At 35.2% G+C, this 15,734-nt stretch carries 16 protein-coding genes and 1 tRNA gene; 7 read left to right on the top strand and 10 right to left on the bottom strand.

Going from position 1 to position 15,734, the window contains the following annotated elements:
• Positions 1–42: 42 nt before the first annotated feature.
• Both ACN4EE_RS18310 and ACN4EE_RS18305 read right to left on the bottom strand, forming a co-directional pair.
• A complete protein-coding gene (locus ACN4EE_RS18310) occupies positions 43–822 on the bottom strand; it encodes a M15 family metallopeptidase (RefSeq protein ID WP_431707919.1) in 780 nt (259 codons plus the stop codon).
• 238 nt (positions 823–1,060) lie between these two features.
• Positions 1,061–1,133, bottom strand: a tRNA-Thr gene (locus ACN4EE_RS18305).
• A gap of 73 nt (positions 1,134–1,206) precedes the next feature.
• Here ACN4EE_RS18305 and ACN4EE_RS18300 point away from each other — a divergent pair.
• Entirely contained in the window at positions 1,207–1,965 is a 759-nt protein-coding gene (locus tag ACN4EE_RS18300; protein WP_431707917.1) for a DUF2232 domain-containing protein, read from the top strand.
• Between the two features lie 35 nt (positions 1,966–2,000).
• Here ACN4EE_RS18300 and ACN4EE_RS18295 read toward each other — a convergent pair whose 3' ends face one another.
• The 4 genes from ACN4EE_RS18295 to argC all read right to left on the bottom strand — a co-directional run bounded on the left by ACN4EE_RS18295 (position 2,001) and on the right by argC (position 5,533).
• On the bottom strand, positions 2,001–2,876 hold the full coding sequence (locus ACN4EE_RS18295) for a transporter substrate-binding domain-containing protein (RefSeq protein WP_431707916.1): 876 nt from the start codon (positions 2,874–2,876) through the stop codon (positions 2,001–2,003).
• 102 nt (positions 2,877–2,978) lie between these two features.
• Positions 2,979–3,809, bottom strand: a complete 831-nt coding sequence (locus ACN4EE_RS18290; RefSeq protein ID WP_431707915.1) for an alpha/beta fold hydrolase — start codon at positions 3,807–3,809, stop codon at positions 2,979–2,981.
• A gap of 152 nt (positions 3,810–3,961) precedes the next feature.
• Entirely contained in the window at positions 3,962–4,357 is a 396-nt protein-coding gene (locus ACN4EE_RS18285; protein ID WP_431707914.1) for a hypothetical protein, read from the bottom strand.
• A gap of 117 nt (positions 4,358–4,474) precedes the next feature.
• Positions 4,475–5,533: an N-acetyl-gamma-glutamyl-phosphate reductase gene (gene argC / locus ACN4EE_RS18280; RefSeq protein ID WP_431707913.1), complete on the bottom strand. Its 1,059-nt coding sequence runs from the start codon at positions 5,531–5,533 to the stop codon at positions 4,475–4,477.
• 230 nt (positions 5,534–5,763) lie between these two features.
• Here argC and ACN4EE_RS18275 point away from each other — a divergent pair, with 230 nt between their 5' ends.
• On the top strand, positions 5,764–6,030 hold the full coding sequence (locus ACN4EE_RS18275) for a type II toxin-antitoxin system Phd/YefM family antitoxin (protein ID WP_431707912.1): 267 nt from the start codon (positions 5,764–5,766) through the stop codon (positions 6,028–6,030).
• A complete protein-coding gene (locus tag ACN4EE_RS18270) occupies positions 6,008–6,274 on the top strand; it encodes a Txe/YoeB family addiction module toxin (RefSeq protein WP_431707911.1) in 267 nt (88 codons plus the stop codon). Before ACN4EE_RS18275 ends, ACN4EE_RS18270 begins: the two co-directional genes overlap by 23 nt.
• Before the next feature lie 137 nt (positions 6,275–6,411).
• Here ACN4EE_RS18270 and bioD read toward each other — a convergent pair whose 3' ends face one another.
• Positions 6,412–7,065, bottom strand: a complete 654-nt coding sequence (gene bioD / locus ACN4EE_RS18265; protein WP_431707910.1) for a dethiobiotin synthase — start codon at positions 7,063–7,065, stop codon at positions 6,412–6,414.
• A gap of 292 nt (positions 7,066–7,357) precedes the next feature.
• Between bioD and ACN4EE_RS18260 the strand changes: the two genes are divergently transcribed.
• Positions 7,358–8,353 (top strand): ribose-phosphate pyrophosphokinase, encoded by a 996-nt coding sequence (locus ACN4EE_RS18260; protein ID WP_431707909.1) that lies wholly within the window; start codon positions 7,358–7,360, stop codon positions 8,351–8,353.
• A 533-nt stretch (positions 8,354–8,886) separates the two neighbouring features.
• Here the strand turns inward: ACN4EE_RS18260 and ACN4EE_RS18255 are convergent.
• Positions 8,887–9,693 (bottom strand): response regulator transcription factor, encoded by an 807-nt coding sequence (locus ACN4EE_RS18255; RefSeq protein WP_431707908.1) that lies wholly within the window; start codon positions 9,691–9,693, stop codon positions 8,887–8,889.
• Positions 9,694–9,888: 195 nt separating this feature from the next.
• On the opposite strand from ACN4EE_RS18255, the gene ACN4EE_RS18250 reads away from it, so the two are divergent.
• Both ACN4EE_RS18250 and ACN4EE_RS18245 read left to right on the top strand, forming a co-directional pair.
• Positions 9,889–11,778, top strand: coding sequence for a S9 family peptidase (locus ACN4EE_RS18250; protein ID WP_431707907.1), 1,890 nt, complete (start codon positions 9,889–9,891; stop codon positions 11,776–11,778).
• A gap of 143 nt (positions 11,779–11,921) precedes the next feature.
• Positions 11,922–13,175, top strand: a complete 1,254-nt coding sequence (locus ACN4EE_RS18245; RefSeq protein WP_431707918.1) for a M16 family metallopeptidase — start codon at positions 11,922–11,924, stop codon at positions 13,173–13,175.
• Between the two features lie 14 nt (positions 13,176–13,189).
• Here the strand turns inward: ACN4EE_RS18245 and ACN4EE_RS18240 are convergent, their stop codons facing one another.
• Both ACN4EE_RS18240 and ACN4EE_RS18235 read right to left on the bottom strand, forming a co-directional pair.
• Entirely contained in the window at positions 13,190–13,924 is a 735-nt protein-coding gene (locus tag ACN4EE_RS18240) for a phycocyanobilin:ferredoxin oxidoreductase (protein ID WP_431707906.1), read from the bottom strand.
• Between the two features lie 147 nt (positions 13,925–14,071).
• Entirely contained in the window at positions 14,072–14,659 is a 588-nt protein-coding gene (locus tag ACN4EE_RS18235) for a helix-turn-helix domain-containing protein (protein WP_431707905.1), read from the bottom strand.
• Between the two features lie 144 nt (positions 14,660–14,803).
• Here ACN4EE_RS18235 and ACN4EE_RS18230 point away from each other — a divergent pair, with 144 nt between their 5' ends.
• Positions 14,804–15,589, top strand: a complete 786-nt coding sequence (locus ACN4EE_RS18230; RefSeq protein ID WP_431707904.1) for a DUF4388 domain-containing protein — start codon at positions 14,804–14,806, stop codon at positions 15,587–15,589.
• The last annotated feature ends 145 nt before the right edge of the window (positions 15,590–15,734 follow it).

Here is a 15,734-nt window from a genome sequence, read left to right as displayed (position 1 = left end):
CACTATACACTATACACTATACACTATACACTATACACTATACTAATTTAGCTTATTGGTTAGTTGACGAGCGCGATAAAAGGTTTCTAAACTGTGGGTATCTCCCACAAAGCGCCAATGCCAAGGCTCATAACTGATACCCTGTAAATTATCGGGGGTGAAAGACAATTCAAAACTGTATCTAGCGGCATTTTGACTTAACCATCTATAGGCTGGAGTTTGTTCAAAATTGGTGTTTAAATTGGTAGCAGGGGCGTTGCCGTCTCCAATATCAATGGCATACCCTGTATGATGTTCGCTATATCCGGGGGGAGCGCTTACTTCCGCCCTTTTCGATGTGGGTTGATTTCTTTTTTCTTTGATTCTGAAAAACAGGTATTCTTGATCTGAGATCGATCGAAATCCTGACAGGGGAGTTAAGATGATACCTTGCGCCCTTGCATCGGATTGCATTTGTAAAAATTTCTCGGCGGCTTTTGCCCGTAGCTTAATACTACCATCTCTGGTGATGGGTTTTAGTTCACTTTGAGGAGCTTCTTCGTAGGCTAAATGTCCTAAAATATTTTCGGGTATTGCTTCATTTTCTGGAGTTTCTATCTTTTCATCTTCTGTAACATTGGCAATATCTTCTTCTATGACTTCTGGAGAAGGGTTATTCACTTGGGGAGAAGGGCGATTTAATAACCATAAAATCACGATCGAGAATCCCATCATTACCCCTACTATGACAATAATTATTTTATAGGGTTCGATCGAACTAGGAGATTTTTTAGTTTTAGTAACTTCCCTTAGAGCAACTGGAATTTCATCCATAGATGTTATATTTCTTGAGATTTCCTTAATTATTTTAACCGACACGGGTGGAAAATGGAGAATGAATAAGAGACAGATAGAAGAGATGTAAGATAGAGGGGGAAGCGGGATTTTTTCAAACTCAATTCGATAACGAAGAAATTTGGCTTTTCAGGATAAATTGAAAGGAGTAACTGATTTGTAAAATGTTTAACGACATTAACTTGTCACCGATGACAATTAACTTGGCACTGTACAGCAAAATTGAAGCCATCTATCGGACTCGAACCGATGACCTACTGATTACAAATCAGTTGCTCTACCAACTGAGCTAAGATGGCAATTTATCAATCACGATCATCATTATAACGAATTTTATTTGGGATTTGTCAAGTTATAATAGAGAAAATTTCAGTGACAGGATTGATATTACCCTTGACTACTTTACCCGAAGACTTTAACGACGATAATTGGATAGATGAGGCGGATTCTTCCTCAGAGGATAATGACACACAAAAATATTATCCTTCCCCTAAGCTACAATCCTATCAATTTAAACCTGCCACGATCGCACTGGTAGAGAGTGCATTTTTAGCTAGTACCGCTAGTTTAATTTGGTTAATAGACTATTATTTTCGCTTAGGTCCATTCTTGAAAATGTTGTTTCCTTTACCGATAGCTCTAATTTACTTGCGTCGTGGTCAAAGAGCTTCTATTATTACTACGATCGTCTGTGGATTATTATTAAGTATTTTGATGGGACCTCCTCGCAGTATCATTTATATTATCCCTTATGGATTAATGGGGATTCAGTTGGGTGCTTTATGGCGTAACGGTGCAAACTGGTATCTTTCGATTTTCACCGCTAGTGTCATCGGTTGTTTCGGTTTTTTCTTCCGTTTTTGGCTATTTTCCATACTCTTAGGGGAAGATTTATGGGCTTATGTCATCAGTCAGGTAACTAATTTGGCGGACTGGATTTTTCTCAAATTGGGTATTATGGCTGAACCTAATTTTATGACGATTCAACTTTTAGCTTTATTAGTGGTTTTAATCAACAATTTAATTTATAGTTTGACCGTGCATCTGGTAGGATTATTGATGTTCGATCGACTTAATAACCCCATTCCACGCCCCCCCCAGTGGTTAAAAGTTATTTTAGACTATGAATAAAACAGACAAATGGACAAAAAAGTCTCAACTATTCATTATTCACTAATTACTTGGCATTTTTCGATCGTATTTTGAGTACTAGGAAAAGTAAAAATATTTTGAAACCAATTATTAATAATGCCCATTTTTTGATCAAGATTTATCGAGCTATTGATAAAATTTTCCCATTCAGGATCATTTTGAGGAAGAATTAAACCGTATTTTTCACAAGTAAAAGGTGGATCAGGTGCTAAGATAAAATTGTGATTTTCTCCTAAAGGTAATCTTTGCGCGATCGATTGACCAATTAATAGAATACCATCATCAGCAAAGGCATCTATTCTCCCTTGTTTTAAAGCCTGTAAACCTCTTTCACTACCTCTTAAGCCTTGAAATAACTCAAAATTTGCTTGGGGATATTTACTTTTCATAAACACTTCTGTTGTCGTGTTTCTTAGCAATCCAATCGTAAAATTCTTACCATCAGAATTGATTAAATTTTGTTCTTTATCTGTGGCAACTATAAACTTAATTCCAGACAGAAAAAAAGGTTCAGAAAAAGTTACTTGATAATCTTCTAATTTTCTAATAGTATTAGGTCCACATTCAAAATGAACCACTTTATCTTGTACAATATTAAAACGGTTATCTAAACTAGAAACCACTAACTGAATACTAATAATATCTCGATCGAGCTTATTTCTTAAATCTTCTCTGATGATACGAATAACATCAACACAAATCCCTTGTAATGCACCATCAATGCGATAACCGAAAGGAATAGCATCATTTCTCACTCCAACTTTTAATAACCCCGTGCGATTAATTTCTTCTAAAACCGTTTCTGCTTTAACATCAGTGTTATGAAACAAGCCTAATGCGCAAATACTAAATGTTAAAAAAGTTTTAATAATTTTGTGTTGAATAATCATATTTTTTCTACATTTTTGAAGCACTTGTACCAAAAATCAAGGAATTGAGATTCCTTCGCTACTCTCGGAATGACATAGAATATCGTTAAAGGTACATAAGTTCTAATTTTTCATCTTCTTGGTGGAAGATTTATGCAAATATTTAACAATAGTATCCGCTACGATATAGGGATGAGTTAATTGCGGAAAATGTCCTTTCGTTGGCAGTATAGCAATTTTACTATGTTCAATTACTTCATTTAAGTATAAACCTACTTCTAACGGCACAAACATATCATTTTGCGGTTGAATAATTAAAGTGGGTAATTTTAATTGAGATACCTCTTGACGATAATCTGACGAAATAATCATTTTAAACACGATTAAGGCTATATCTGGACTTAGTTTTAACAAACATTGAGCAAATTCTTCCGATAACAATGGTTGACTAGGATCATCGATCGCACTTACGCTAAAATGTTGTATCCAGTCGGAATAGTTTTTTGCCATAACACTAAGCATTTGTAATACTTCTTGTTCTGTAAAACCTCCTACATAATTAGTATCATTCAAATAACGAGGAGAAGCGCCAATAAAAACCAGTCGTTTAAAAAAGTCAGGATTCTTTAAAGCCACTAAAGTACCTATCATACAACTAGCAGAATGGGCAATCAAAGTAGCTCTTTTGATATTTAAATAGTTGCAAATAGTCGTTAAATCTTTGGCATAGTCAGAAAAGCTATTATAAAGAGTAACATCAAATTCATCTCTTCCCAGAAAACTACTGCCGATTAAATCAAATAAAATAATGCGATATTCTTGTTTAAAAGCAGGTAAAATATATTCCCATGAGGATTGTTGACTACCAAATCCGTGCGCAAATAGTAAAGTTTCTTTGGCTTCTGGATTTCCTAATATTTTAATGTGATGTCGTTCAAAAAGATCATTCATCATAGTTTTAGATTATATGACTAGATTCGATCGATTATAATATAAATTTACTAAGGTTGAGAGGGAATACTTCGATAGTTATCGAGCGTAGTCGAAATATGACACTCAGTGCGAGAAGTTAAGAGTTTTAGTGGTTTTTCAGAATGAATAAAAAATCACAAGGTGACGTTAGGGAAAAGATAACGGGTAAAAGCTAATAACAAAGCAATAATTACACCTCCTGCGATCGATCGAGCTACAAATTCGATATTCCCCAATCGTTTGTCTAAACCTGAGTATTTATCATTCAGACTTGTTTCTAAGCTAGAGTATTTAACATTTAAACTTGTTTCTAAACTAGAGTATTTAACATTTAAACTTGTTTCTAAACTAGAGTATTTATCATTCAGACTTGTTTCTAAACTATTAACTTTTTGATCAAGATTATTAACTTTTTGATCAAGTTTTGCTACATTGACTTTGATTTCATTAATATCATTGGTTAAATGATCAATTTTGCTTTCTAACCTTGACAATACATCTGCAATATTAACTTCGATCGTTGGATTCATTTTTTATTCCTCAATTTATCTTTAATTTTAAACTTTTTTCTTGAGTAACTCTTTAACTATTATGTCAAAAATGACTTTTTCAACACCCTACGGGCTAGAAGCCCGTTTTACGTTGTTTTAGGGATAAAATGTTAAGGTGGGTAAACCTAAATCTTCAGCCCATCCCATCATTAAGTTTAAACATTGTACCGCTTGTCCAGCCTGTCCTTTAATTAAATTATCGATCGCAGACATAACAATTACTCTACCCGTGCGAGTGTCAACTTCAATGCCAATATAAGCCAAATTTGTACCACAAGCCCATTTTGTCTGAGGATAGATACCATTTCCTAACACCTTCACAAAACTGGAATTACGATAAAAAGCACTGTAGATTGTAAGTAAGTCTTCCGTAACTAAACCCGGATCTCTTAATGTACCATAAACAGTTGACAAAATCCCCCTAGGCATGGGTATTAAATGGGGTGTAAATTGGACTTTAACTTCACCACGGGCTAAATCAGAGCAAATTTCTTCAATTTCTGGGGTATGACGATGTTTTGCGACTCCATACGCTCCTAATGAGCTATCAGCTTCCGCTAACAGTAAATTTATTTTGCCTTGTCTGCCTCCTCCTGATGTGCCTGATTTGGCATCGATAATAATGGTTTCAGGTAACACTAAACCTTGTTTTAATAGCGGTGCTAATGCCAATAAACTAGCGGTAGGATAGCATCCTGCACAACCGATTAAGCTACTTTTTTTGATGTCTTCTCGATATAATTCGGGTAAACCATAGACGGCTTGAGATGCGATCGAACTATCCTTTCTTTCCGTTTTATACCATGCGGTGTAAGTATCTAAATTTTTGAATCGATAATCGGCGGATAAGTCTAAAACTTTACAACCTTTTTCGATGAGAGGAGGTGCAATATCACAAGCCAAGCCGTTAGGTAATCCTAAGAATACCACATCACAACGGGATGCGATCGAGTCTATTTCAATGGGTTCAATTTTGGTTTTCACACGGTGTTGTAAATGGGGATATAAATCACCGTATTCTTTTCCTGCGCTACTGTCACCCCCAAGATAAACGATTTCTACTTGAGGATGTTCTAATAAGATTTTCACTAACTGTACACCACCATAGCCCGAAGCTCCCACTATGCCCACAGATATTTTTTTAGATTCGCTCATGATTTTCCCGATAATTTCAACTTTTGCTGAATTTTAGTACGAAATTAGCTCGATCGATCAAATTATTCTGAAGATTTTGCCCATTTAATCAAGTTCGATCGTTAGTAAAATGGGTTAGAATATGTTGTTTAGCCGTCAGACAATTGGAATAACCAAATAATATTTTTTTATGCTAGAATCCTAGAAAATATTGTCATAGGACTAAATTTAAACGAAAATGACTCAGATTTATGTCAATACCACAAATTAGTTTTCAAGAATGTAACAGTAAATTTGCCCAAATATTCGATCGAGTTTTAGAAAATGGTGAGGTTATTTCCGTTTACAAAGATACCAATGAATCAATTGTGATCTTAGATGCAAAAGAATATAGTAGTTTAATAGAAACCTTATACCTTTTGAGTAGTTCAGCTAACGCCGAACGCTTACGGGAAGGGATTTTACAACATAAACTTGGCAAAGTAAGAGAAATCGATGTTACGACTTATTTGGACTGAAAACGCTTTAGATGATTTGGATTGGTGGCAAAAGCATGATACGAAAATTCTCAAAAAAATTATTCAGCTTTGTCTTGATATATGCAAAAATCCAACTCAAGGTAGGGGAAAACCAGAATTGTTAAAGTTTGATTTACAAGGTTATTGGTCAAGACGTATTGATCAAGAACATAGAATAATTTATACTTTTGATTCAAAGCAAGTCACTATCATTCAATGTCGATTTCATTATCACAAATCATAAATTCGATACTTTCTCAAATACCCAGAAAAGAGTTTGAGTCATAACTATAGCCTTTATTATAACCTCATTTAAGTTCGATCGTCATTAAATAAACTTACCTATTACCTCCCCTCATCAAAATATTTTTTCAGCAGACCCTAAATAGCAATATGTTTAGAGGTAATCACCGCTAAATCTGAAAGACTATCTATTTTTTCTAAATAGGGAAAATATCCTAATACTGGCACTTGAGTTAAAGACTCGATTAACTCCTTCGGAGTCCAATTTTTTATATCTTCCTCATTACAAGGATTGACACAATTAAAAATAATGCCCTTTAACTTCACCTTATGATGTCTAGCTAAAGCCACATTCGCCACCGTATGAGCGATCGAACCTAATTTTACAGGTACAACTAAGATAGTATCCAAACGCCAAGTACCTGCAATATCTGCTATGGTTAACTCATGGGTAATGGGTGAGCCTAAACCCCCTAAAGATTCCACTAACAATAAATCAGAACTTTGTTGTAATGTTAACAACTGTTGCCAGATTATAGCAAGATCGATCGATCGATTTTCCAAATCCGCCGCAATAGGAGGAGCGACAGGAGTATCAAAACGCAAAGGAATTACCACATCATCGAAAAACCGTTGATAAAATTCTGCATCCCCCACCATACCCGTTTGTAACAACTTCATTAACCCCGTTTTTAACTGCGGACAAAACTGCTGATAATAAGCCCTCAAAGCCGTTGCAATTATCGTTTTTCCTGCATCCGTATCCGTACCAGCGATTAATAAAGTGTTCATAGAGTAAAAAAATAGTACAAAAAATTAAGAAAAGATTAAAATAAAATTAAATAAAAGTCCATTTATACTGTAGAGTATAATATTAATGTAAAAATGGACACAAAAAACATAGATAAAGAGAAAATAAGAAGACAACAATAACCATAAGTAATTAAAATTTACTTAAATTTCACTATTGACGACTGAATATTTGATCATTATCTCGATTTTTCCCATATACTAAAGGTATCCAATAAAAGGATAACAAAATTAATAACTTAGTACTAAATACCAAGGGGTTGAAGAATTTGCCGTGAGTCATTCCGCCACTTTAACACTCAGTTCGATGTTGCAACAACAAGTATCGGACACTAACCGTTTAAGATTATTTTCTGGTTCAGCCAATGTCGGTCTAGCTACAGAAGTAGCACGGTATCTAGGCATGGATTTGGGTCCGATGATTCGTAAAAGATTTGCTGACGGAGAATTATACGTTCAAATCCAAGAGTCTATTCGGGGTTGTGATGTTTATTTAATACAACCTTGTTGTAATCCAGTTAATGATAACCTGATGGAGTTGCTGATTATGGTTGATGCTTGTCGTCGGGCATCGGCACGGCAAATCACCGCAGTCATACCTTATTACTCCTACGCAAGAGCCGATCGAAAAACCGCAGGGAGAGAGTCAATTTCAGCGAAATTAGTAGCGAATTTGATCACCAAAGCAGGGGCACATCGAGTTTTAGCCATGGATTTACACTCAGCTCAAATTCAAGGTTATTTTGATATTCCCTTAGATCATGTGTACGGTTCTCCTGTCATCCTAGACTATCTCAATCACAAAAACTTAGAAGATTTAGTAGTAGTGTCGCCTGATGTCGGAGGAGTTGCAAGAGCGAGAGCCTTTGCCAAGAAATTAAATGATGCCCCCCTTGCCATTATCGACAAACGCCGTCAAGCCCATAATGTAGCTGAAGTAATGAACGTTATTGGGGATGTGCAGGGTAAAAATGCTGTGTTAGTGGATGACATGATAGACACGGCGGGTACTTTATTAGAAGGTGCAAGACTTTTGAAAAAAGAAGGTGCTAAAAAAATATATGCGTGTGCTACCCATGCGGTTTTTTCGGGTCCTGCGGTATCTCGTCTTTCCAGTGATGTTTTTGAGGAAGTCATCGTTACTAATACGATTCCTATTCCTTTGGATAACTATTTCCCTCAATTAAAAGTTTTATCTGTGGCAAACCTGCTAGGAGAAACTATTTGGCGGATTCACGAGGATAGTTCTGTAAGTATTATGTTCCGTTGATAAAATCATAATATTTGTGGTAAAAATCGAGTTCAATTTATTGAACGGTATCTATTAGACGTGTAATTCATTACACGTTGGGATAATGATTTCAACTCATCACTCGCTGTGTAATAAATGATCTTGTTGGCGAAACAAATCTTAACATGAAACTTGACAAAAAGTAGGTATTGTGCATTAACTCCCTTCGCAATAAATCGCGCAGCGTTGCGAGGCACGAAGCAATCTCGAAGCTAACAGCGAAAATCTGCTAAAACGATTTCATAAATATTTTGAAACAAAAAGAAATACAAAAAAATGCGGTTTAATGTATTGAAATTAGTCGCTTTAGCAGACTTAAGCTATAAGCCATGAAATTTATTTCTTGGCAGTTTGAGATATTACCTAATTTATTTTGTACGCACAAATCTTTGATTTTGTCAAATTTTTGTAACAAAATGTTTCGCCAACAGATTCATAAATTCCACAGCTACCATTTTTCGTTCAATGAATTGAACTAATAAAATGCAATTTTACAGCGATTAATCACTTATTCACTGTTTTGCTAAAATTTTTTCTTTCATAGTTCGATTATTCGTTAAATATTGACTATTTCGATCGAGATGTTGGGAAAAATTATTTTTTGGGACACAATTATTGTGATAATTAGTTTGAGTGTTTTCTAACAATTCTAAATTAAAACGATAACCAACATTACGCACAGTTTGAATTAAATTAGGTTGACGAGGATCAAGTTCAATTTTCTTTCGTAATGATAACACATGGGTATCGATCGTTCTCTGGTTTTCGATGGCTTCAGGCCATGCTCTACGCAATAATTCAGAACGACTTAAAGGTGTACCTTGAGCTTGACTTAAGACATATAATAAACTAAACTCTTGGGGAGTTAGATCGATAAATTCGCCACGAAATTCCACCCGTCTTTGTACTAAATCTATTTTTAAATCTCCGAAATTTAATATCAAAGGGGCATTATTTACTCGAAAACGTCTTAATAAAGATTCAACTCTAGCCAAAAATTCCTGCATTCCAAAAGGTTTCTTTAGGTAATCATCAGCGCCTGCTTTTAATCCTCTTACCACGTCTTTTTCATTAATTTTTGCAGACAACATTAAAATTAACGTTTGATGAGATTGATATAACCATTCACAAAATTCGACACCATCTCCATCGGGTAAATCAGAATCTAAGACGATTAAAGTCGGAACTTGACTAGCTAAACTGTTTCTAGCTTGTTGAATTGTACCATATTGATGGGTTATATAACCGACTTGTTGTAAATGCCACCCTAAGAGCGATCGTAAATGGGGATTACCTTCAATGATAGAAATATAAATCACTTTAAGAATACCAATGTTATGAATCTTTGATACCTTAGCATAACTAATCAATTGTCAAGATACTGTTACATAGAATACTTATATTCGGGCAATGAATAATGAATAATGAATAAGAAAAAGTAACAGATAAGTTAAATTAGGATGCTAAAGTTGATGATGAGAAAAATTAAGCAATTATAAAGAAAAATAAAAAATATGACACAAACCACCATCGCAAATTATGGTACATGGCGATCGAGCATTACTTCTGATTTAATCGTTTCTGGTACAATCGGTTTAGGGGCAGTAAAATTTGATGGTAATGATATATATTGGTTAGAAGGAAGACCATCCGAGGGCGGTCGATCGGTTATAGTAAAGTTAAACTCAGATGGCACAACGGAAGATATTACTCCATCCCCCTTTAATGTGCGTAGTCGTGTTCATGAATACGGTGGTGGTGCGTTTTTAATTGTCGATGGTATCATCTATTTTAGCAACTTTGTAGATCAAAGAATTTATTTTCACCAACAAGGAGAAACTCCTCAACCCCTTACTCCAGAATCTAAGTTACGTTATGCCGATTTTGTATTGGATAAGTGTCGCAATCGTTTAATTGCCGTTGCTGAAGATCATAGTAATGATAACACCGAACCTGAAAATAAGTTAGTTTCGATCGATTTAACCACAGGAGAAGTCAAAAACCTCGTTACAGGAGCAGATTTTTACACCTCCCCTCGTCTTTCTCCCGATAACACTCAATTAGCTTGGATAGCTTGGCATCATCCGAATATGCCTTGGGATGCCACAGAATTATATCTGGCAAATATTGACAGTGATGGTAGTTTAACCGATATAACCTTAGTGGCAGGAGACAAAAACGAATCTATTTGTCAGCCCGAATTTAGTCCTGATGGTACATTATACTTTAGTAGCGATCGACATAACTGGTGGAATATCTATCGTAGAGACAAAAGTGGGAATATCGAATCTTTATATCCCTTAGATGCAGAATTTGGTTATCCCCATTGGGTATTTGGAGAATCCATGTATGGTTTTGCTGATGAAAACACCATCATTTGTACCTATACCCAAAACAGCATTTCTCATCTAGCTAGTTTAGACACTTTAAACAAGAGCTTAACAAATCTTAATATACCTTTCACTAATATAGCCTATCTACAAGTCAAAGGAGAGCAAATTTTATTTACAGGAGGTTCACCCACCCAACCCACCGCCGTAGTAAAATTAAATATCGCCACAGGAGACACTCAAATACTCAAACAATCCAGTAACTTAAACATTGATGAAGGTTATTTAAGTCAACCCCAACAAATCGAGTTTCCCACCAGTGACGGGAAAACCGCCTTCGCATGGTATTATCCTCCCCAAAATAAAGATTTTTGCGCCCCAGGAAACACCTTACCTCCTCTATTAGTGAAAAGTCATGGAGGACCGACTGCCGCTACCACTGCCAGTTATAATTTAAGGATACAATACTGGACAAGTCGAGGTTTTGCCTTTGTCGATGTCAATTATGGTGGTAGCACTGGTTACGGTAGAGATTATCGTCAGAGGTTAAATAAAAATTGGGGTATTGTGGATGTGGAAGATTGTATCAATGTAGCGAAATATTTAGTTAAAGAGGGAAAAGTTGACGAAAATAAACTCGCTATCTCTGGTGGAAGCGCAGGAGGATATACAACTTTAGCCTCCCTTACTTTTTATAATACTTTTAAAGCAGGTGCTAGTTATTATGGTGTCGGAGATTTAGAAGCATTGGCAAAAGATACCCATAAATTTGAGTCTCGTTATTTAGATAATTTAATTGGTAAATATCCCGAAGAAAAAGCTATTTATCAGGCTCGATCGCCCATTAATTACATAGATAAACTATCATGTCCTGTCGCCTTTTTTCAAGGGTTAGAAGATAAAATTGTGCCTCCAAATCAAGCGCAAATGATGGTAAAAGCCTTAGAAAATAAAGGTATTAAAACTATTTATATTACCTTCCCTGATGAATCTCATGGCTTCAGAAAAGCGGAAAATATTAAACGTGCATTGGAAGAAGAATTAAACTTTTATACCCTTATTTTTAATAAATAGAGGTTGCTTCATAGTATTGTGATGAAGGGAGGTAATAAGTAATAGGTAAGGGTTTTGAGATTTTGTATAGATAAAGTTATACAAAAAAGTTTGAAATAAAATTAAGCTAAAATGGGATATTTTTGTTTTATATCTTCCAATAAATCGAATCGGTGAACAATAAAAAATATATTCAAAAAACAACTCTCAAAAACGGTATTACTTTAATCGTTATCGAAAATCCCACTACGGATATTATTGCAGGGCGCATCTTCTGTCGCAATGCTGGTAGTTTGTGGGAAGCAACTTCCCAAGCTGGTATTTTTCATCTTTTGGCTAGTGTTATCTCTAAAGGCACTCGTCATTTATCTTCTTTGGAAATTGCTGAAAAAGTAGAGTCTATCGGTGCGGCTTTGGGTACAGATACTTCTAGTGACTATTTTATTGTCAGTATGAAGACGATTACGGAAGATTTTGAGGAAATCCTCGCCCTTGCTTCAGAAATCATCCGTTATCCTTCTTTTTCTGAGTCAGAAATCGAATTAGAGAAAAAAATTACTCTACAAAATATTCTCTCTCAAAAAGAACAGCCTTTTAACCTCGCTTTTAGTCAACTCAGGGAGATGATTTACGGTAAGCATCCCTACGGTTTTTCTGTGTTGGGTACGGAAGAAACTGTTACTAATTTAAAGGCTTCTGATTTGAAAGAGTGTCATCAAAAACACTTTACTCCTGATAACTTAATTATTAGTTTAGCAGGAAAAATCGATTTGGATCGATCGATCTACCTAGTAGAAAAAATTTTTGGAGATTGGGAAAAATCGACTATTCCCAGACAACCCCTTAATATTGGTAATTTAGAATCTAAAGCCCAAGAAAGTAAAATTGAGCAGGATAATCAACAATCTATCATTATGATGGGATACCTTGCCCCTGAAATTACCCATCAAGATTACCCCATACTGAAACTTTTAACCACTTATTTAGGTAATGGTTTATCTAGTCGTTTGTTTGTGGAATTGAGGGAAAAACGGGGTTTAGCCTATGATGTGTCGGCTTTTTATCCCACAAGGTTAGATAAGTCTCAATTCGTGGTATATATGGGTACGGCTTCCCAAAATACAGACATTGGCAAGGAGGGTTTATACAATGAGATTAAGAGATTAAGAGAAGAAACACTAAGTTTTGAGGAGTTAGAAGTATCTAAGAGTAAACTTTTAGGGCAATATGCCCTAGGAAAACAAACTAACGCCGAATTTGCTCAGATTTTTGGTTGGTATGAAACGTTAGGCTTAGGCATAGAATACGATGAGATTTTCCCCCAACTAATCACTAATGTTACTGTTGAGGATATACAACGCATTGCTAATCATTATTTACAAGATGATTCTCTTTGTACCTCGATCGTGGGAAAGTGAGAATTAGATGTAACTTAATAAGAAGGTATATCAAACAAAACAGAAGTCATATAATTTTCTGCCCATTCTACTCCAAAAGCCTTCTCTAAAACTCGGCGAGTCTTATCATTTTGTTGTTGTTGACTACAGTAGTTTTTTTGACCTTCTAAATATAGCATTTTTTCTGCTTCAGAAACTGCCTCAGAAGCAACGGCTATTTGACAATGAATCGTCAAAAAATCTTTGACTCGATTTAAAAATAAGGCTTCCTCCTCCCTATCAGCAGGGCGAATAAATAAGCAAAAAGGTGAGAAAATATCCCCCCAAGGAGGCAAATCTCGTTTATCTTTAAAAGTCACTGTTTCTAAATTAGATAATTTTTCTAAGTAATCATTAGAGAGGGTTTTATCTTTACTGGTAGGAGATAAGTCAACAATCGCAGCACTTATTCCAGCCTTTCCTGCTACAATATCACAACCAAACATGGCTAAGGGATATTGGGGATAAGGAAACATCACACAATGAAGAATATCTAAGTTATTGCCAACTTTCGCCAATTCGAGGTGCATTTTACGAAATTCTCGACTATGATAGCAGGAATTTTCGATCGTGAGTCTTTCCCCTTCCAATTTTCCTTCTACATAGCCTAAGCCTTTGGGTAGTTGATAAGGAGAGAGATTAAGGTTTTCTTGCCAAATGGTAATAATTGCTTCTGCTAATTGATTGATTAAAGGGTGTAATCTGCTTTTTAAATCTGAAGAATCTATCATAATATGGGGGGAGTTAAAAAGTTTTTTGATAAAGGTAGGGAATAGGGAATAGGGAATAGGGAATAGGGAATAGGGAATAGGGAATAGGGAATAGGGAATAGGGAATAGTTTTTAATTCTTAATTCTTAATTCTTAATTCTTAATTCCTTAAGAGATAGGGCTTACTTTGGCACGATAAAGCAATTTATCTTTTTGACGATAGCCAACGTAACGAATTTCTACTTTACTGATGTTTTCAGTGTCGCAGTTTTCCATTAACTCATGTTCCTGTGGATTATAGTCCACTATATCACCTACTCGATCGATCGAGATGATACCCCAAGCCGATAAAAGTTGATTCAAGGGTTCGAGTAATGGTAAAAGACGATTAGCTGGTAAATCAGGATTATTATTGACGGCATGGATTACCGTAGGTAATTGTAATAATAAAGACTCTAAAATCGTCAGAGTTTGTTGTTGATATTCCTCCATTAAAGTCTCTTTTTTCAAAGATAAGTTATTATCAGGGATAGTTCGATCGAAATTATCCTCTAATTGATTAATTAAAGTATCCACAGAGATATTTAACGCTTTAGCTATTTTTTTGAGGACACCAAAAGGTATATGATCTAACAAATGATTTTCTAAACGATAAAATTGCCATTCAGAAACTTTACTTTTGCGACTAAGTTGAAGATAAGTTTCTATTTCATTTTGTGCCATCAAATCCTGTAAAATAATCCTTATGTCCTTCATTTTGGTTCATCTTTTAAAATAAATAGTTATAGTATTTGCTCAAATTCAAGATAAACTAATCTTAGTCTTAATTTTTTTGATCATAACTGTTCATCATCGTATCAATTTTAGTTACCCTTTAATCATTGAATCTGAATAGTAGTAATGACAGACTCTAGCAAATCTCCCAAAGTACCTATTAAAGAATTTATCGGTTCAAGACAGTCTAATCTATTTCAAACCCTTAAACAACCACAATTTACGGGAGAATTGATTTTAGGCTCATCTAAAGGTGAAGAATGGATTTTTTATCTCTATTTGGGAAGAATTATTTATGCAACGGGTGGAAAACATCCTGTCAGAAGATGGGTACGCAATGTAACAAGATTTGCCCCTGCTTTAATCACTTACTTGCCCTCGATCGACAAAAATGCTTTAAATAAAGATAGTCTGGAAAAATGTTGGGAATACGAATTACTCAACTATTGGTTACAAGAGCAAGTCGTAACAAGACAACAGCTAAGTCAAATTATACGCAATGCCATAGTCGAAATTTTGTTCGATGTTACTCAAGCTATGGAAATTGTTTTCCAGTTGAATACTTCTCAATCTTTACCCAGTCAATTAGTATTTATAGACGCAGATCAGGTTATAGTAGAAGCATGGGAAGATTGGCAAAAGTGGCAGGGTGCAAAATTAGCCGATCGATTTCCTAATGATTGCCCTTTAGTTAGACAACCAGAATTATTAAAACAAAAAACATCCCCAAAAACCTTTCAAATAATGGTGAAATTGTTTAACGGGAAAAATACTTTACGAGACTTGAGTTTGCAGTTAAATCAAGATATTATGCAGATGACAAGGTTAATGTTACCCTACATCCAATTAGGCTTAATCGACTTAATTTCTGTCCTTGATTCTCCCATACCTATCGATATTCCGAAAAAATAATTTCAGTCGAAAAATTATAGTCAAGGATTAAGATTATTATTGTCTGTTATATAAAACTTATTCATAGTTACCTATGACGTTTACTTTCTGTTTCTACCAGTCAAGTCGGCTTGATACTGTCCACAGACGTTAATTCGGCTGTAAC

It is taken from the genome of Geminocystis sp. CENA526 (assembly GCF_050753365.1).
In the GTDB taxonomy this organism is placed as follows: domain Bacteria; phylum Cyanobacteriota; class Cyanobacteriia; order Cyanobacteriales; family Cyanobacteriaceae; genus Geminocystis.
This window is presented reverse-complemented; position numbering and strand designations above follow the sequence as displayed.